The organism is Pseudomonas sp. B1(2018), from assembly GCF_003097365.1.
GTDB classification, from domain to species: Bacteria; Pseudomonadota; Gammaproteobacteria; order Pseudomonadales; family Pseudomonadaceae; genus Aquipseudomonas; species Aquipseudomonas laurylsulfatiphila.
Genome location: NZ_PYUK01000005.1, coordinates 342,326 through 360,433 on the forward strand (window position 1 = coordinate 342,326; position 18,108 = coordinate 360,433).

17 protein-coding genes and 1 tRNA gene are annotated in these 18,108 nt (G+C 59.7%); 8 read left to right on the forward strand and 10 right to left on the reverse strand.

Annotated elements, in window-relative coordinates; all coding sequences use genetic code 11:
* Positions 1-18 precede the first annotated feature (18 nt).
* The 5 genes from C9422_RS10740 to C9422_RS10760 all read right to left on the reverse strand — a co-directional run bounded on the left by C9422_RS10740 (position 19) and on the right by C9422_RS10760 (position 5,858).
* Positions 19-1,749 (reverse strand): fumarate reductase/succinate dehydrogenase flavoprotein subunit, encoded by a 1,731-nt coding sequence (locus C9422_RS10740; RefSeq protein ID WP_116580647.1) that lies wholly within the window; start codon positions 1,747-1,749, stop codon positions 19-21.
* Complete coding sequence (locus C9422_RS10745; protein ID WP_116580648.1) at positions 1,746-2,498, reverse strand: GntR family transcriptional regulator; 753 nt, start codon at positions 2,496-2,498, stop codon at positions 1,746-1,748. The genes C9422_RS10740 and C9422_RS10745 overlap by 4 nt, the downstream gene beginning before the upstream one ends.
* A 166-nt stretch (positions 2,499-2,664) precedes the next feature.
* Positions 2,665-3,633 carry a Gfo/Idh/MocA family protein gene (locus C9422_RS10750; RefSeq protein ID WP_116580649.1) on the reverse strand — a complete coding sequence of 323 codons (969 nt, stop codon included), beginning with the start codon at positions 3,631-3,633 and terminating at the stop codon, positions 2,665-2,667.
* A 16-nt stretch (positions 3,634-3,649) separates the two neighbouring features.
* Positions 3,650-4,537 carry a Dyp-type peroxidase gene (locus tag C9422_RS10755; RefSeq protein WP_116580650.1) on the reverse strand — a complete coding sequence of 296 codons (888 nt, stop codon included), beginning with the start codon at positions 4,535-4,537 and terminating at the stop codon, positions 3,650-3,652.
* A 280-nt stretch (positions 4,538-4,817) separates the two neighbouring features.
* Positions 4,818-5,858: an AraC family transcriptional regulator gene (locus tag C9422_RS10760; RefSeq protein ID WP_116580651.1), complete on the reverse strand. Its 1,041-nt coding sequence runs from the start codon at positions 5,856-5,858 to the stop codon at positions 4,818-4,820.
* Between the two features lie 238 nt (positions 5,859-6,096).
* Between C9422_RS10760 and C9422_RS10765 the strand changes: the two genes are divergently transcribed.
* On the forward strand, positions 6,097-7,014 hold the full coding sequence (locus C9422_RS10765) for a transporter (RefSeq protein WP_256589930.1): 918 nt from the start codon (positions 6,097-6,099) through the stop codon (positions 7,012-7,014).
* Positions 7,015-7,138: 124 nt separating this feature from the next.
* Here C9422_RS10765 and C9422_RS10770 read toward each other — a convergent pair whose 3' ends face one another.
* The 3 genes from C9422_RS10770 to C9422_RS10780 form a co-directional block, all read right to left on the reverse strand.
* The gene (locus C9422_RS10770) at positions 7,139-8,347 is read right to left on the reverse strand and encodes a DSD1 family PLP-dependent enzyme (protein WP_165824769.1); all 1,209 of its coding nucleotides are present in this window, start codon (positions 8,345-8,347) and stop codon (positions 7,139-7,141) included.
* Positions 8,348-8,421: 74 nt separating this feature from the next.
* A complete protein-coding gene (locus C9422_RS10775; protein ID WP_116580654.1) occupies positions 8,422-9,816 on the reverse strand; it encodes a D-arabinono-1,4-lactone oxidase in 1,395 nt (464 codons plus the stop codon).
* A gap of 22 nt (positions 9,817-9,838) precedes the next feature.
* Complete coding sequence (locus tag C9422_RS10780) at positions 9,839-10,219, reverse strand: cytochrome c5 family protein (RefSeq protein ID WP_116580655.1); 381 nt, start codon at positions 10,217-10,219, stop codon at positions 9,839-9,841.
* Between the two features lie 254 nt (positions 10,220-10,473).
* Here C9422_RS10780 and C9422_RS10785 point away from each other — a divergent pair, with 254 nt between their 5' ends.
* Both C9422_RS10785 and C9422_RS10790 read left to right on the forward strand, forming a co-directional pair.
* Positions 10,474-12,099, forward strand: a complete 1,626-nt coding sequence (locus C9422_RS10785; protein ID WP_116580656.1) for an NADP-dependent glyceraldehyde-3-phosphate dehydrogenase — start codon at positions 10,474-10,476, stop codon at positions 12,097-12,099.
* A 44-nt stretch (positions 12,100-12,143) separates the two neighbouring features.
* Complete coding sequence (locus tag C9422_RS10790) at positions 12,144-13,184, forward strand: FUSC family protein (protein ID WP_116580657.1); 1,041 nt, start codon at positions 12,144-12,146, stop codon at positions 13,182-13,184.
* 15 nt (positions 13,185-13,199) lie between these two features.
* Here C9422_RS10790 and C9422_RS10795 read toward each other — a convergent pair whose 3' ends face one another.
* Entirely contained in the window at positions 13,200-14,093 is an 894-nt protein-coding gene (locus C9422_RS10795; protein ID WP_116580658.1) for a DMT family transporter, read from the reverse strand.
* Between the two features lie 136 nt (positions 14,094-14,229).
* On the opposite strand from C9422_RS10795, the gene C9422_RS10800 reads away from it, so the two are divergent.
* Both C9422_RS10800 and C9422_RS10805 read left to right on the forward strand, forming a co-directional pair.
* Positions 14,230-14,667, forward strand: coding sequence for an Lrp/AsnC family transcriptional regulator (locus tag C9422_RS10800; RefSeq protein ID WP_007973356.1), 438 nt, complete (start codon positions 14,230-14,232; stop codon positions 14,665-14,667).
* A gap of 56 nt (positions 14,668-14,723) precedes the next feature.
* The gene (locus C9422_RS10805; protein ID WP_116580659.1) at positions 14,724-15,053 is read left to right on the forward strand and encodes a YceK/YidQ family lipoprotein; all 330 of its coding nucleotides are present in this window, start codon (positions 14,724-14,726) and stop codon (positions 15,051-15,053) included.
* A 61-nt stretch (positions 15,054-15,114) separates the two neighbouring features.
* Here C9422_RS10805 and C9422_RS10810 read toward each other — a convergent pair whose 3' ends face one another.
* Positions 15,115-15,786, reverse strand: a complete 672-nt coding sequence (locus C9422_RS10810) for a Bax inhibitor-1/YccA family protein (RefSeq protein WP_007973359.1) — start codon at positions 15,784-15,786, stop codon at positions 15,115-15,117.
* 123 nt (positions 15,787-15,909) lie between these two features.
* Here C9422_RS10810 and C9422_RS10815 point away from each other — a divergent pair.
* The 3 genes from C9422_RS10815 (at position 15,910) to C9422_RS10825 (ending at position 18,013) form a co-directional block, all read left to right on the forward strand.
* Positions 15,910-15,997, forward strand: a tRNA-Ser gene (locus C9422_RS10815).
* Positions 15,998-16,201: 204 nt separating this feature from the next.
* Entirely contained in the window at positions 16,202-16,411 is a 210-nt protein-coding gene (locus C9422_RS10820) for a hypothetical protein (protein ID WP_116580660.1), read from the forward strand.
* Positions 16,412-16,573: 162 nt separating this feature from the next.
* On the forward strand, positions 16,574-18,013 hold the full coding sequence (locus C9422_RS10825; protein WP_116580661.1) for a hypothetical protein: 1,440 nt from the start codon (positions 16,574-16,576) through the stop codon (positions 18,011-18,013).
* Positions 18,014-18,108: the final 95 nt, after the last annotated feature.

Consider the following 18,108-nt stretch of genomic DNA (forward strand, 5'->3'; position numbering starts at 1 on the left):
TCTCTTTTGTGGTCGGCATCAAGCCGCATCGGCACCGACCCGCAGCCGGTCGTAGGCCTGCATCTCGTCGGCATCCAGCGGGATGATGTAAGGCTCGACGGCCTTCTTGAAACTGCTCATCAAACCGTTTTCGTCCATCTTCAGGTGGCAATGGCAGAACCAGTCGCGGTCGTTGCGTTGCGGGTGATCGACGCGATGGTGGTAAAGCCCCCAGCGGCTTTCGGCGCGGAACAATGAAGCGCGGGCGGCCATTTCGGCGCAGTCGCGGATCATGCTGACTTCCATGGCACGCATCAGTTCGTGGGCGTTGTGGGCCTTGATCTGGTCGAGGTCGCGCTGGATGTCGCTGAAGCGTTGCAGGCCGATCTGCATCTTCTTCGTCACTTTCGGCGGTTGCAGGTAGTCGTTGACGAAGCGCCGCAGCTTGTACTCGACCTGGGCCGGTGGCAGGCCGTGTTCGCGGTCCAGTGGTGCATAGACCCGCTGTTTTTCGCTTTCGATCTGCGCGGCATCCAGCGCGGAAAACTCGCGACCGGCGACAAAGTCCGCCGCGTTGTTGCCGGCAAACCAGCCATAAGTGAACGCACCGAGCATGTAGTTGTGCGGCACCGCCGCCATGTCCCCCGCCGAGTACAAGCCCTTGACCGAGGTCTCGGCCTTCTCGTTGACCCACACCCCGGACGCCGAATGCCCACTGCAAAAGCCGATTTCCGAGATGTGCATCTCGACCATCTGCGTGCGGTAGTCGGTGCCGCGATTGGCGTGGAACTGGCCACGGCTCGGTCGCTCGTTGCTGTGCAGGATCTCTTCGATGTTCTGGATGGTTTCCTCGGCCAGGTGATCGAGCTTGAGGAACACCGGGCCGTTGCCGCTCTCCAGCTCCTGATGGAACTCCCACATCATCTGTCCGCTCCAGTAGTCGCACTCGATGAAGCGTTCGCCCTTGTTGTTGGCGGTGTAGCCGCCCAGGGGGCCGGTGACGTAGGCGCAGGCCGGGCCGTTGTAATCCTTGATCAGCGGGTTGATCTGAAAGCATTCCAGGTTCGCCAACTCGGCCCCGGCGTGGTAGGCCATCGAGTAGCCGTCGCCGGCATTGGTCGGGTTTTCGTAGGTGCCCATCAGGTAGCCCGAGGACGGCAGCCCCAGACGTCCGGCGGCACCGCAGGCGAGGATGACCGCCTTGGCCTTGATCACATGGAAGTCCGCCGTGCGGCAATCGAAACCCATCACGCCGTTGACCGCGCCCTCTTCATCCGTCAGCAAACGCGTGCACACCAGTCGATTGGTGATGCTTACCCGAGCGCGCTTCAACTGCCGGTACAGGACTTTCTTGATGTCGTGTCCTTCCGGCATCGGCAACACGTAAGCGCCCATGTGGTGGACCTTTTTCACCGCGTAGTCGCCGGTTTCGTCCTTCTCGAATTTCACGCCCCAGCGGTCCAGTTGCTCAATGGTTTCGAAGCTGTGGGTGGCATAGGCGTACACCGCCGCCTGGTTGACGATGCCGTCGTTGGCGATGGTGATTTCCTTGGTGTACTGCTCCGGGGTCGAGTGGCCGGGAATGATCGCGTTGTTCAGACCGTCCATGCCCATGCTGATCGCGCCGCTGCGCTTGACGTTGGCCTTGTCGATCAACAACACCCGCAGGTCGCGGTTGCGCTCCTTGGCCTTGATCGCCGCCATGGGGCCGGCGGTGCCGCCGCCGATCACGACGATGTCGTATTCCTGCTCCAACGTGCTGCGCGTCATGCCTGATCCCCTTTTTGCCGGTCGATCCGCAGGCGGTACTGGAAGGCATCGCCACGGTAGTAAAGGTGTTCGAAGTCCACTGGCCGGCCTTCGGCGTCGTGGGTCAGACGCTCGATGCGCATGATCGGCGAGCCGGGCTCGACGTTCAGCGCCTGGGTCAGGTCGCTGTCGGCCAGTACCGCATCGATGGCCAGGTCCGCGTGACCGAGCGCCAGGCCGCAGTCGTTTTCCAGGATCAGGAAAATGTCGCGGGTGACCAGGTCGGCTTTTTCCAGGCGCTCACCGACGGCTTTGGGCAGGTAGGTGATTTCCAGGGAAATCGGCTCGCGATTGATCAGGCGCACCCGTTTGATCTGCGCCACGACCTCGCCTTCTTCGACCTGCAAACGCTCGGCGACCAGCTTGTCGGCAGCAATGAACTTGAAACTGCGCAGGCGGTTGATCACCTCGTAGCCACGACCGGTCATGGATTCGGCCAGGCCTTGCAGGGTGCTGACGTTCTGGAAGGTTTTCGGCTTGGCGACGAACGTGCCCTTGCCGTGGATCTTGAAGATCAGCCCTTCCTTTTGCAGGTCACCCAAGGCCTGGCGCACGGTGATGCGGCTGACCTTGAACAAGGCGCCAAGCTCGCTTTCGGAAGGCATCTGGCTGTCTTGCGGGTATTCGCCGTCGAGGATGCGGGCGCGCAGCACGTCTCGCAGCTGGGTGTGCAGCGGGACGCTGCTCAGGGATAGAACGTTATCGGTCATGGCAGATCACTTGTTATAACGAGTTATGACGTGATCTTAGAGAGGTTATGACACGCTTGAGAAATACCGAATGCGCATAAGGTTAGATTCACCGGTAAAAGCAAAAGATCGCAGCCTGCGGCAGCTCCTACAAGAGCTGCCGCAGGCTGCGATCTTTTGACCCCGCTCAACCGCGCTTGAGGATCCGGTCCATCACCCAATCGGTCTTCAGCGCCTCTGCGGCCACAGCCGGATGCTGCACCTCACCACGAATATGCGCATTCATGCCCAACACGTGGTGCCACTGAATGTGCGCGTGATGCTCGATGGTCAGCCTGAGGTGCTCGTCGGCGTGCAGCTCGACCGGGTGCTCGTCGAACACTGAAAAGCTGATCCGGCCTTGACTGCCAATCACTTCGACCCGGTCTTCGCGGCGATCGGCGGCGAAGTTCCAGCAACCCATCCCCAGTGCCCCGCCGGCAAACCGCCAGGTGGCGCTGACGGCATCTTCGGCCGCGTACAAACCGGCCTGCCGTGCGGTGAACCCGGCGACTTCGACGATATCGCCAAACAGGTACTGAAACAGGTCCAGGCCATGGCTGGCCAGATCGGCGAAATAGCCACCACCGGCAATCGCCGGATCGGTACGCCAGTTGTTCGCGCCACCCAGATCCGCTGCCGACGGGGCTTTGGTGAGGGTCCAGCTCAAGTGCCGGACCTCGCCGATCCGCCCCTCCTCCAGCCATTGCCGCACTTGCCGGAAGCGTGGCAGCGAACGCCGGTAATAGGACACGAACAGGTGCAACCCGGCATCGGCAAACACCTGCTGCATCTCGCGACTTTGCCCGGCGTTGAGCGCCATCGGTTTCTCGACGCAGCAATGCTTGCCGGCGGCGGCCACCTGCAAGGCATAGGCGTGATGGCTGTCGGGCGGAGTGGCGATGTATACGGCGTCGACCTCGGGATCGTTGATCAGCGCATGCGCATCGGTATAAACCCGCGCAATGCCGTGGCGCGCGGCGTAGTCGGTGACGGCGTCCAGGCGCCGCCCCATCACCGCCACCAGCGCCGATCCGGGCGCCTTGTAGAAGGCCGGCGCGCTTTTGCGTTCAGCGACACTGCCACAACCGATCATGCCCCAGCGCACCAGGTTCATAGGCTCTCCTTGCCGTTCAGTCGATACGCAATGCGCGCAGGTCCAGTCGACCGTCCTTGAGCGGCGGGCACCAGTAGTAGCCGCCGGTGACCGGACGGCTGATGCGGTACAGGCCGTCGGTGATGCCATCTTCCAGGCCACTCATGCGGCGCAGTTGGGCTTCGAAGGCGTCGAGGGAGAAACCGAAGGCCAGGAACATCAGGCCGGCGCGGTCACCTTCGATCCACGGCATCGAGCGGCGCACCACAAAGGCCTCGGGCGCAAAACTTTCCTGGGCGGTACGTTTGACGTGGGCGGAAACCGGCGCATCGTCGATCTCTTCGTTATCGCTCAGGCGGCGGCCCATGATGTTGTCTTTCTCATCCGCCGACAGCCCATGGAAACCTTTCAGGTCATGCTGCCACTGCTGGATCGCGGCGAAGCTGCCACCCACCGTGCCGTCCGCGCCTTCAGCCACCAGTGCAGCAGCTACTGCGGCTTCGTCGTGGGGGTTTTCGGTGCCATCTTCGTAGCCGGTCAGGTCATGGCCGGTCATGTGGCGGAAGGTTTCGTTCATCTGCACCAGACGCAACGCCGGGGCCAATGCCGCGGTAATGGCGTTGCTGCGGTTGAGCAACTCGCCACGGTCTTCGCCGTGCAGCCAGCACCAGAGCGCGTGTTGGGTCGACGGATTGTCGACGCCGACGCCCGTCAGCGCCGGGAACGGCCGCAGACCTTCGATCTGCCCGTCCAGCGCCTTGACCAGGGACTCGCCGAAGCCGACCACCACCGACTTGCCGTCCACCAGCCCTTGCAGGTTATCCAGCGCGGCCGGCAGTGCAGCGGCGGATTCGAGCGCGAAGAACATATGGCGGGCTTGAGGAGGAACGGGGGTGGCGAGAATGCCCGGCTGGTAATGACTCATATGAACTCCTTGAAAAAGAGCATGGAGTTTAACCGGAGCATGAGGATTTGTGTGGTTTCAGAGGCTATAAACCTGTGGCGAGGGGGCTTGCCCCCGTTGGAGCGCGCAGCGCTCCCATACATTTCCAGCCATACCGAGGCGGCAGGTTTTGGGGCTGCTTCGCAACCCAACGGGGCGATGCGGCGTTCCGACAAGCCCCCTCGCCACAAAAGCCCACTTGCCACAGAAGCCCGCTCACCACAAAAGCCCCTGCCAATAAAGTCCCCTCACCACAGAAGGATCAGACTACGCTGGGGCTTTCGCTGCGGAACGCACTCGGGCTCATGCCGGTCCAGCGCTTGAACGCCCGGCGAAAGCTGCGTACGTCGCTGTAGCCGACTTCCTCGGTGATGCGTTCGATGGACATGTCCGGGTTGGCCAGCAGGCTCATGGTCCGGGCCTGGCGCACTTGTTCCAGCAGTGTTTCGAACGTCAGCGCGTGTTCGGTGAGGCGGCGACGCAAGGTGCGGCTGCTCATGTTCAGGTCGCTGGCGATTTTCTCGATGTGGCTGCCCTCGGTCAGGTCCCGGGCAATCGCCCGTTCCACCGCCTGGATCAGGTCCATTTTCTGGTGCACCTGCGCGGCTTCCAGTTCGAGAAGTTTCACGGCCTGACGCAGGGCCAGGGAATGGTGATTGGGCAATTGGACGTCCAACCAATGCCCATCGATCACCATGCGGTTTTGCAGGCAACCGAAACGCACATCCGGCCCCAGCAGGCGCGAATATTCGCCGAGATAGTCCGGCGCCGCATGGATGAATTCCACGGCCATCGGCTTGAAATCCGCGCCGACCAGGGCCCGGCCGTACACCAGCAGGCTGGCGAAAAACTCCTCGACCGCGAACAACTGCACGTCGGCGAACGGCAAGCGACATTCAACGTCGACAAACACCCGGTCACCCGCCTCCTCCACACTGGACACGACAATGCCGCCCGAGGTGTGTTGATGGCGAATGCCCAATTCAAAGGCATCGCGCAGGGTCTTGCACAGCGACAACACATGCCCCAGCAGCCCCAGCGTGCCGAGCACATTCTGCGCGCCGACCCACAGGCCCAGCCCCTGATTGGGCAAGGCCTTGAGCGCACGCTGAATCATGGCCACGGCCTGGCGATAGGAAATGCGCTGCGCCGGATCCTGAAGGTCTTCAAAGTCAAACCCCAACCCCCGGCACAGGCTCTGGGGGTCGATGCCTTTGTGCTCGGCGACTTCGGCCAGGGTTTGCAGGAGAAACGGCGACACCAGCGCCAATTCGAAGGTGGGATCGATCACTTTCATTTGCATGGGGCCATACATTCCGGGACGAGCATCATTCTTATTTTTGTAACCGGTTATGTCGAAGGAAGTTAGCACAGCGTTTAAAGGCTGTCCGCAGAAGTCCCCCTAAATGGCCGCCAATACCCTGCCTTGCAGGGCGCGGACAGCTTATTTCTATGGGGCGGCCCTCGTAGGGATGCCGGACAGCCCGCCAACAATAATAATGAGTACACCCATGATCGCGACTCGCACGACACTTCCCCTGATGGTCATCAGCCTGGCCGGCGTCTGCGCCCTGCAACCGGCCCTGGCCACCGAGGCTGGCGTGGACAACATCGGCCCCGGCACCGACGGCTTTTTCATGTTGCCGCTGTCGCCCGACAGCCTTCCGGACAACATGGTTGCGTTCAACCTCTACTACAACCACTACAAATCCACGAATCTGAATATCAGCTCCCTCGGCGGCAAGGTGCCGAACGTCGAAATTGAATCCACGGCCGTCATTCCGCGCCTGGATTACCTCAGCCCGGTGCGGGTGTTTGGCGGCCGGCTGGCCGGCTACATCGCGCAGCCTTGGCTCAAGCAGGAAGTCTCGGTGTTCGGCCTGCCGCAGGACACCCGCGAAGGCATGGGCGACACCACCATCGCGCCGATCATTCTCTGGGACATGGGCCCGAACCTGACCCTCGGCGCCGCCATTGAAGTCACGGTGCCGACCGGCGAATACAGCGTCGATCGCCTGGCCAACACCAGCAACAACTTCTACACCTACAAACCACTGTTCTCCTTCACCTGGCTGCCGACGGACAGAACCGAGGTGTCGATGAAGACCACCTACAGTTTCAACGAGAAAAACAAGGACACCGATTACAAGTCGGGGCAGATTTTCCACATCGACTATTCCGCCAGTTTCAAGATCACCGACGACCTGATGTTCGGGCTGAACGGCTACTACCTCAAGCAAACCACCGATGACAAACAGTTCGGCCACACCGTGCAGTTCAACGGCCAGGACGTGAACGACGGGGTGCGCGGCCAGGTGTTTGCGATTGGTCCGGCGCTGCACTGGACCTTTCTCAAGTACGCCAGCGCGGAGATTCGCTGGGCCAAGGAGTTCGATGTGGAAAACCGGCCTGAAGGGGAAATGCTCTGGGCCAAGGTCAGTATCCCCTATGCGTTTTGACTGAACCGACGCCTTCGCGAGCAAGCCCGCTCCCACATTTGGAATGCATTCCCCTGTTGAAATGCATTCCCCCTGTGGGAGCGGGCTTGCCCGCGAAGGCGCCGGAACAGTCAACCAACAAACTTCAGGAATACACCGGCCAGCTATCCACAATCTTCCCACCCCGAACCGCCAGCAGATCCCCAAACTGCAACAACACCGCCTCCGTCTGGGCAGGCCGCAAGAACACCTGGTCCTCAACCCCAAGTCCCACCGCCGCCGAACCATTGACCATTTCCTGATTCGAACTGCGGCCATACACACCATTGCTCTGCAATCCCGGTGGCGATTCGAACTCCGCCATCCAGTTGCCGCCGTAGATAAAAAACGTCTCGCGCTGATTGGCGTCCCACCAGGAAAACAGCCTGGATTTGTCATCCAGCGCCGGAATGTTCACCGCCCCGGTGCTTTTCAGCACCGGCGTGGCGATGTAAGCGGCCGGCACATGCTCCACCAGTGACGGCAAGTCATAGTGAGTGGGCTTGAGCATCGCCGTCCCCACCGACACTTCGCTGCTGAGTTGCTCTTGCTCATGCAGGCGATAGCTCGGGCTGCCGGCCGTATTGAGGGTCAATCCTTCTCGCCATAAACCGGGATATTGCTGACGGGTGAAATCGACGCAGCGCTGGTAGATCACCATCACCTTGGCGAACAGCTCTTCGGGCGAGCCCAGAATTCCCGGCACGCCCATGCCCACGAACGGGTCGTAGCCCATGAATCCGGCGAACTCCAGGTGCTGTGGGTGCTGGCTGATCAGCGTCAACATCTGCCCGAGTACACCCAGGTCGCTGATACCTCCGCGATGCAGCCCGACATCCAGCTCGATATTTACCCGCACTCGCGTGCCCAGCCCCTGAGCCAGGACGAGGTATTGCTGCAAACGCTCTGGCGTATCGAGCAGCCATTGCAATTGCTTCGAAGGGTCGAAAGGCCCCTTGTGCGACTGATAGAACAACTGCGCCGAACGCACCGGCAGCGGCTTGCCCAACAGAATGTCGGCCTCGGGAAACTGCACGGCGTCATGATTGAGAAAGGGTTGGTGAAACGACATCAGGCGTTGCGTGCCGGCGCGCTGGGCGATGTAGGCCAGAAGCCCCGGTGCCGGCAGCGATTTTTCCACCAGCCGCAGGTGTTTGCCGCCACGCTTGACCGATTGCATCACCACGTCGATGTTGTGATCCAGCCGATCAAGGTCGATCAGCATCACCGGCCGCATCGGCCCGCGGTCCTTGAGCTCGCGGTTGAGCAGGCGGAAATAGTCGCTGTAGGGCGCACCTCGGTCACCCGGCCGCAGCCACGCCCCGACTCCCGCCAACAAGGCGCCGACGCCTGCGGCACCCAGCATGAAATTACGGCGATTGACGGCCATCAGCTCACCCCCAGGATCGATGACAAATGCGCATTGAGGAATTTGCCGCTGGGGTCGAGTGCCTGCCGCACCTGAATGAACTCCTGCCAGCGCGGGTACAGCGGCTGCAGGTTTTTCGCGTTCAGCGTGTGCAACTTGCCCCAATGCGGCCGGCCGTTGTACTTCCAGAAAATCGGCTCGATGGCGGCGAAGAAGTTGTGATGATCCATCTGGTAGTGCTGGTGGACCGAAATCGAACAGCTGTCGCGGCCTTCGAACATGCTCAAGGGAATGTCATCGGCCTTGACGTAACGGTATTCGATCGGAAACCAGGTGCGCAGGTCTTTGTCCTGGATCAGCTTGAGGATCTCGCGCAAACAGGCCGGGCCGTATTCGGCCGGCACGGAATACTCCATCTCGTTGAAGCGCACCGTGCGCACGTTGGCGTAGATGTCGAACGAGTCGCCCACCCGGTCATCGAAGCTGGCCAGGTGGCGCAGATTATTGAGCATCGTGCGGCGCAGGTCCGGGAAGTCGCTGGCGTATTTGTCGATCTTCTCGATCAAGGTGACAAACTCGTTGCCGCCCTCTTCATCCGCCGGAACCGGCGGTGTGGCCGGGTCGGTGGTTTCGTTCAGGGCGATCGACAAGGCGTAGTCGGAATGGGTCACCACGAGCATTTCCCAGTGCTGGTTTTCCCGGGTGTTCTTGTCCAGGTCTTCGAGCAGCTCTTCGGTTTTGGCGATCCACTGCCGCTCCCGCAAGCGATACGCCGGGCGGTTTTGCAGTCGCACCCGGGTCGCCACGCCTAACGCCCCCAGGGACACCCGGGCGGCGCTGAACACCTCAGGATGGCGATTGGCATCGCAATCCAGCACCTCGCCGCCGGCGGTCACCAATTGCAAGCCGCAGACATGCGCCGAATAGGATTGAAACTGCTTGCCGGTGCCGTGGGTCGAGGTCGAGATCGCGCCGGCGAGGGTCTGGTAATCGATGTCGGCCATGTTTTGCAGGGCCTGGCCGATGTCCTTGAGCGGCGTGCCCATGCGCGACATCGGCGTGCCCGCGGCGAACTCGGCTTGCAGGGTTTTCGGATCGTGATCGAGCAACCCCGAGAAATAGCTCAGCGACAGCAAGGTGCCGTCGGTGGGCACCAGCGCGCTGAAGGAATGCGCCGAACCCACCGGACGGATCTTGCCGGGGGCCTGACGCACCACTTGGGTCAACTCATCCAGGTTCTTGGGCGCCAGCCGCGCCGCCGGCAGGCAATTCTGGCCGCCCGACCAGTTGCGCCAGGGAATCAACCGTGGCGCGCGCAGCAGCTCGGCCAGCGCCGGGGCTGAACCGAGCGCGGTAAAGGCGCCGATGACGCTCGCCCGTTGCAACAACTGACGCCGTGTCAGGTCCATCGTCATGAATCGCACCCTGCCGTTCTTGTTATTGGATTTGCTGGCCGGACATGAAGGCAATCAGCGCCAGGAACTGTTCCTGCGAACACTGCATGCACATGCCCATCGGCGGCATGCCGTTGTAGCCGTTGATCGCGTGATCGAGCAGCGTGTCGGCGCCCTGCAGCACCCGTGGCGCCCAGGCCTTGATGTCGCCGGTCAGCGGTGCCCCGGCCGCCGGATTGGCGTGGCAAAGCTTGCAGCTGTTGTCGTAGACCTGCGCCAGCTCGGCGTCGGCGGGCCTCGCGGCGCCGGCTTCGCTGCGGGTCGGCGGGTTTTTCGGCTCTTCGCACCCTGCAAGCAACGCAAAGGCACACCCCGCCAAGGCCAAACAAAGGCTAGGCTTTTCAGTTAATCGGCTTGCCCGCATGGCTGTCCTCTCATGGGCTGCCCGGTTGGCCGGGTGCAGCTTTTTTGTTGTGCTCAAGGAGAGCTCAACACTAAGGCACTCCACGTGGGCGGGTTGAGGGCATTGGGGGCCAACAAGGGGCGCTTCTGAGGCCATGACGGAGGGCGCCGATAAACCCGCGAACGGCAAAAACGCTGAGATGAGTCATGACAAGGGTTGCTGAGGTCTGCTAAAACGATTCATCAGTGCATCACCCAATCCAGAGGGGTAACGACATGACCACAGCCGATATTCTCCAGAACCTGTTCCCGAACCCCGCCGACATCCCGGAAAAGTACCGCCTCGACGGCCAGACCGAACAGCGTGAGTACCTGGTCGATGGCGTACTGAGAACCTGGAACGGGCCACTGGCCCAAGTCCGCAGCCCGGTGTACCTGACCGGTGCCAATGGCGACGAACAAGTGATACTCGGCAGCACGCCGCTGCTCGATGCCGACACCGCATTGACCGCCCTCGACGCTGCCGTGCGCGCCTACGACCGTGGCCAGGGATTGTGGCCGACCATGCGCGTCGCCGAGCGCATCCAGCACGTCGAAACCTTCCTCGGGCGCATGCGCGAGCAGCGCGACGCCGTGGTCAAGCTGCTGATGTGGGAAATCGGCAAGAACCTCAAGGACTCGGAAAAGGAGTTCGACCGCACCTGCGACTACATCGTCGACACCATCAACGCGCTGAAAGAGCTCGATCGCCGCTCCAGCCGTTTCGAACTGGAACAGGACACCCTCGGCCAGATCCGCCGTGTGCCGCTGGGCGTCGCCCTATGCATGGGGCCTTACAACTATCCGTTGAACGAAACCTTCACCACGCTGATCCCGGCGCTGATCATGGGCAACACCGTGGTGTTCAAACCGGCGAAACTCGGCGTGCTGCTGATTCGCCCGCTGCTGGAAGCCTTCCGCGACAGCTTCCCGGCCGGGGTGATCAACGTCATCTATGGCAGCGGCCGCGAGACGGTCAGTGCGCTGATGGCCAGCGGCAAGATCGACATCTTTGCCTTCATCGGCACCAACAAGGCCGCCAGCGACCTGAAAAAACTCCATCCCAAGCCCCACCGCTTGCGCGCGGCGCTGGGCCTGGATGCGAAAAACCCGGGTATCGTCCTGCCGGAAGTGGATCTGGACAATGCGGTCAGTGAAGCGGTGACCGGCTCGCTGTCGTTCAATGGCCAACGCTGTACGGCCCTGAAAATCCTGTTTGTCCACGAAGACGTGGTCGAGTCCTTCATCGACAAATTCAATGCCAGGCTCGCCAACCTCAAACCCGGCATGCCCTGGGAAAGTGGCGTAGCCCTGACGCCCCTGCCGGAATCGGGCAAGGTCGACTATCTGCATGCACTGGTGGCGGATGCCGAGAGCAAAGGCGCCAGGGTGGTCAACCCCAACGGTGGCGAGGCCCGGGCGTCGTTCTTCTACCCGGCGGTGCTGTACCCGGTCACACCGCAGATGCGGGTTTACCAGGAAGAACAGTTCGGCCCGGTCATCCCCATCGTGCCGTACCGTCATCTGGACACCGTGATCGACTACGTACTGGAGTCGGACTTCGGCCAGCAGTTGAGCATCTTCGGCACCAATCCGGTGGCGGTCGGCCGGCTGGTGGACACTTTTGCCAACCAGGTCGGGCGCATCAACCTCAATGCCCAATGCCAGCGTGGCCCGGACACCTACCCCTTCAATGGTCGCAAGAACTCGGCCGAAGGCACCTTGTCGGTACATGATGCGCTGCGGGTGTTTTCAATCCGCACGCTGGTGGCCACCAAGTTCCAGGAGACCAACAAGGACCTGATCAGCGAGATCATCAGTGGCCGCAGTTCGAGCTTCCTGACCACCGACTACATCTTCTGAGGAGAGCCAGCCTGAGTACATCCAGAGCCGATCGACTGCCACCGCTGCTGCGCCGATTGCTGCGTCCGTTGCTGGACCCGTACCGGCGCTACCGCCATGCCCGGGTGATTCATGCGGTGCGGGTGTCGCTCGGCTTGCTGGCGACGATCCTGCTGACCACCGGGATCAAACTGCCCCACGGTGAATGGGCGTCGGTGACCATGCTGGTGGTGATCGGCGGCTTGCAGCACCACGGCAACATCGGCAAGAAAGCCGCCGAGCGTGCCATCGGCACCTTGATCGGCGCCGGTGTCGGCCTGGCGTTGGTGGCACAACAGGCCTGGCTCGGAATGCCCTGGCTGACCTATTTCGCGATGTCGGTGGTCTGCGGGTTTTTCTCGTATCACGCCATCGGCAAGGGCGGCTACACCGCGCTGCTATCGGCGATTACCGTGTTCATCGTCGCCGGGCATGGCGACAACCCGGTCACCGATGGCTTGTGGCGCGGGGTGGATATCCTGATCGGCATTGCCCTGGCCCTGGCGTTTTCCTTCGCCCTGCCGCTGTACGCGGTGTATTCCTGGCGCTACAACCTGGCCGATGCCCTGCGTGATTGCGCGAAAGTCTATGGGCGCATCATTGACGGCCAGGCCATCACCGCCGACGAACACCTCAAGCTCATGACGCGCCTGAATGCGGCGATGGTGCAACTGCGCTCACTGATGCCGTCGGTGTCCAAGGAAGTGAAGATTTCCATGACCGAGCTCGATGCCATCCAGCGCAACCTGCGCATGTGCGTCAGCACCCTGGAAATCCTTGGCAATACCCGACCGGATGCCAATGACCCCGAGGCCATGACGCTCCTGCAAACGGCATTGAAAGCCGAACATCGACAGATCCGCGTGCAATTGATCGGCATGGCCCGGGCGTTGAAATCAGGTGCCGCCCAGCGCCTGGATCGGCCCATGGAGGTGCCGCTGGTCAGCCTCGATGCACCGGTCTACAACAGGCTGGACGGCTATCGCCTGCTGACCCGACAACTGGCTGCCAACATCGGCGAGATGCGCCAGCGCCTGGCCATGAACGCGCCGCACTGGAACATCTGACGCCGGCGAAGCGGGTTACGACGTCACCGTGCGCCGAAACTTCAGCGACCAGCCTTGCTGCATACCGGCGGCGGCCAGCAGAATCGCCGCGACGCCGATCCACTGCAGCGGCTCCAGACGATGGCCGAAGGCAAACCAGTCGACGAAAATCGCCGCAATCGGATAGATGAAGGACAGCGCCCCCGTCAGCGCAGTCGGCAGTTTTTGAATGGCGCCGTACAGCAACACATACATCACACCAGTGTGCACCATACCCAATGTCACCAGGCTGGCCCATGCGCTCGGCGCCTGCGGCAGCACCGAAAGATTCGCGAATGGCGCGAGCAACAACACGCCGGTGCTGACCTGGATCAGCGCAATCAGGTGCGGTGGCGTACCCGTCAAACGCTTGATGATCAGCGCGGCAATCGCATAGAGAAACGCCGCGCCCAATGCCAGGGCAATGCCCGTCAGGTAATCGCTGCCGCTCTCGCCCTGGCTGCCATGGGCACTGACGATGGCCAGCATTCCGAGAAACGACACGCCCAGCCAGAGCATTTTCTGTGCGGTGATCTTTTCGTTGAGAAACAGCGCCGCCAGCCCGACCAGCATGAACGGCTGAACGTTATAGACGGCGGTACCGATGGCAATCGACGCCCGGGAATAGGACGCGAACAACAACACCCAGTTGCCGACAATCGCCACCCCGCTGAGCACGGCGAGCAAAAACGTGGTGCGGGTCAGAATACCGGGGCGCAGAAAGCCGAAGGCGGCGCAAATCAGCAGCAAGGTGCCGGCACCGAACAGGCAGCGCCAGAACACCACATCCAGCACCGGTTGCCCGGACACCAGCACGAACCAACCGATGGTGCCGGAGATCAGCATGGCGGCCGTCATTTCAAACGAACCGCGGCGTAGGGATTTGTCCATCATCAGACTCCTGTGTTTGTGGCCAAAGTATGCCAATGCACCACAGCGCCACTCCATAGCAAAAAGCAGGCTAAACTCTGATTCAGCCTTTTTTATGAAGGCAGTTTCGAAAAAATGCCTAACGGAGGGTTTCGCCATGACCGATGACATCGACCAAGTGCTGATCACGGCCCTGATGGAAGACTCGCGACGCTCGCTCAAGGCCCTGGCGCAAATCAGCGGCCTGTCCTCCCCCAGTGTTGCCGAACGCCTGCGCCGCCTGGAAGAACGTGGCGTGCTCAAGGGCTACACCGTTGAAATCGACCCGAAAAGCTTCGGTTATCAACTCCAGGCCATCGTGCGTATTCGCCCGTTGCCGGGCCAATTGCAAGAAGTGGAGCGGCAAATCATGGCCATTCCCGAATTCACCGAGTGCGACAAGGTGACCGGCGACGACTGTTTCATCGCACGCCTGCACGTGCGCTCGATGGAACAACTGGACACCCTGCTCGACCGCCTCAACACCCACGCCGAAACCAACACGGCCATCGTCAAGAAAACCCCGGTCAAGCGCCGGTTACCGCCCATGGCGTGAGTGATATTTGTTTCAGGCTGAAGTAGATTGATGGTTTCCGGCGAAGGATTGACGGCATGAAAACCCAGGCAATGCTACTGATCGCAATGATGCTTGCGGGTTGTGGCACGATTCAGACGGTTGTGCGCAGTGACGAAGTGGCCTCGAAAAGTCTCACGAAACAAAAGAGCTACTGCGGTGCGGTACCGCGAATCTACAGCGGCGTGACCTACGATTTCTGCTACCTCAACGCGCCCCTCGAAAACGGTCGGGATGCGCAGGTACATGGCCCCGCCCCCGCCATCGTGCTGCTCGACGCGGTCGTGTCCGGGGCGATGGATACCTTGTTGCTGCCCTACACCATCTACCGCCAGCAAGCCGACGGCAGCATTGTCATTACCGAGTAACCCTGTATTCCAGGCAATAAAAAACCCGCCTGAGCGGGTTTTTTTACTTCAAGACCGACGATCAATCATCACGGCCCATGATGCCGAACAGCTGCAACAGGCTGACGAACAGGTTGTAGATCGATACATACAGGCTGATGGTGGCCATGATGTAGTTGCGCTCGCCGCCGTGAATGATGGCGCTGGTCTGGAACAGAATGCAGACCGAAGAGAACAGCACGAAACCTGCGCTGATCGCCAGTTGCAGACCGCTGATCTGGAAGAAGAAGCTCGCCAGCGTCGCACCCAGCAGCACAAAGAAGCCTGCCGTGATGAAACCGCCGAGGAAGCTCATGTCCTTGCGGGTGATCAGCACATAGGCCGACAGGCCGCCGAACACCAGCGCGGTCATCGCGAAGGCCGAACTGACCACTTCAGCGCCGCCCTGCATACCCAGGTAACGGTTGAGGATCGGACCGAGCAGGAAACCCATGAAACCGGTCAGGGCAAATGCAGACACCAGGCCCCAGGCCGAATCACGGAGTTTGTTGGTGAGGAAGAAAAGGCCGTAGAAGCCGATCAGCACCACGAAGATATTCGGGTAGCCAACACGCATCTGCTGGGCAACGTAGGCCGTCACACCGCTGAATGCGAGGGTCAGGGCGAGCAAGCCGTATGTGTTGCGCAGGACGCGGCTAACCTCTAGCTGCTCAGCCTGCACGCTGTTATTAACTGCGTAATCCTGTTCGCGCATGGCGACACTCCTGTTGGTTTGAAACGTTCAGTCGCAAAGATCATAACAGACGCTCTGTAACTAGCTATGCAGAGAGTTTGACAGTGTGTTTCATTCAGGTATTATGGCGCCCGCAACGCAAACGGAGGTGTGGCCGAGTGGTTTAAGGCAACGGTCTTGAAAACCGTCGACTGTAACAGGTCCATGAGTTCGAATCCCATCGCCTCCGCCATCTTTATACGACAAAGCCCTGATTTTTCGGGGCTTTGTCGTTTCTGGGGTTTGGGAATCGGTGCAGCCTCTGGAGGTCGTTACAAAACTATTTGGTAACCGTTACAAAACTTTCCTGATTTTCCCTCTCCCCGGCGTCCTGCCAACGATTAAAAATCCTTCATGAAACGCAGTGCTACGCTGACCTCATAACCGAGGATTCTCGATGCCAAACTCAGACCTGCTCCCTTCCCTGCTATTCAAGATCAACGAAAACCAGCTTGCCTTGGAGGCCGCCATCCTGGAGCTGTCGAACTGGGTCGAGCAGCGTGGATCGGCCGATGTTGCCGACAACGTTCGTTGCGCCCTAGAAGCCATCGATAAGAACGAGGAATTCATCAAAATAAGCCTCGCAGTACTCATGGCGCCGGAGTGAGCACGCAAGGGCAGCAATCGGTCAGAAGCGACTCTTCACTGCGCTTTGTCAGAGCAAAAGGTAAAACCTACCGTTGATCATGCAACAATCTATTCAAATGTTATGCTCATCAGGTTTCGCGTTAATCAGCTAGACGTCCCCCGTTTCTCTGTAAGGTGCAAAATGGCAAAAGCAATACTTACTGTTGGTTTCGAATTAGCATCGGATGACACTCACTACGAGGGATTTCGCTCAAAAGTATCTCTCTTGGATTGGGACATCGTACTATTTCGACCGTTAATTGATGAGTTTTGGGGGTCTTACGTTGACCATTATCTAGGTAAACCTAGCCTGGATGACTCTGCATCTTTTCGGCTAAAAGAGTGCTGCGAGCACTGGCGCAGGGAGATCAAACAAGCAACTGAAGCAGGCAAGACCGTCATTGTTTTCCTTCCACAAGTGCAAAGTGTCTACATCGCCACGGGAGACCGAGAGTATTCGGGAACAGGACGCAACCAGAAGACAACACGGATTGTTACAGAGTACACAAATTATGCGTCCCTACCGATAACCTTGAAGCCAATCAATACAACGGGAAGTGCTATGAAGCTCGCGCCGCTTGGAGCGGAGATCTTAGCGCCCTATTGGGCAGAGTTCGCGGATGTATCTGAATACATGGTGTTATTATCTGCAGATACACCGGGTATTTGCATCACTACCAAAAATGGTGATAAACCTGTAGCGGCGATGGTTCGCAGTAAAACTTCGACGGGCTCGCTAATATTACTACCTGAAATCGACTTTTATCCAGATAATTTCTTCAAGCAAAAAGCAAAGGAGCAAGTCTGGACTGCAGCCGCGGAGCAGTTCGCCGGACGATTTATCGGCGCCGTAGTGGCGCTCGACAAGGCTTTACGCACCACCGCAGAGGTCACACCGGAACCCGGATGGGCTTCAAGCGATGTATACGTCCTGTCGGCTGAACGAACGTTGCGGTCAGAACTACTCGAAGCCGAGCGTCGCGTCGAGGAGGCACAACAAATTAAGGAATCAGTACAAGAGAAACTTTCCAGCGCCGGCAATCTGCGCTCACTACTTTTTGAAAAGGGCAAACCCCTTGAATACGCAATAGTCGATGCACTTAACACTCTTGGATTCGAAGCCGCCCAGTATAAGGATACGGAATCTGAATTCGACGTTGTTTTTCAGTGCCCCGAAGGCCGACTGTTAGGAGAGGCTGAAGGCAAAGACAGCAAAGCTATCAACGTCGATAAACTACGCCAACTTGCCATGAACGTTCATGAGGATCTTCAACATGAGGATGTAACTCAGCCGGCTAAAGGTGTCCTATTCGGAAATGGCTTTCGGCTAACAGTGCCAGCAGAACGAGAAACACAGTTCACCGAAAAGTGCATCTCGGCGGCTCAATCGTCGTCTACTGCATTGATTCCGACCACCGAGCTTTTCAAAGCTGTGCAATATTTAGCAGAACAGTCAGATAAAGACTACTCCGCACAGTGCCGACAAGCAATATTGGTCGGTGTTGGTGTCGTTACCCTTCCCGAGCCTCCGATCCAGATGTTAGTCACCCCCAAACTCGAGTCAGAACCTGAGGTGCAATGATTCACTATCAGCTGTGAATTTTTTTGTCGACCGGATAATTATTTTTTGTTGAAGCTAGCTGAGCAAGAGCAAAGGCTAGCAATCCCCCCCTTAAG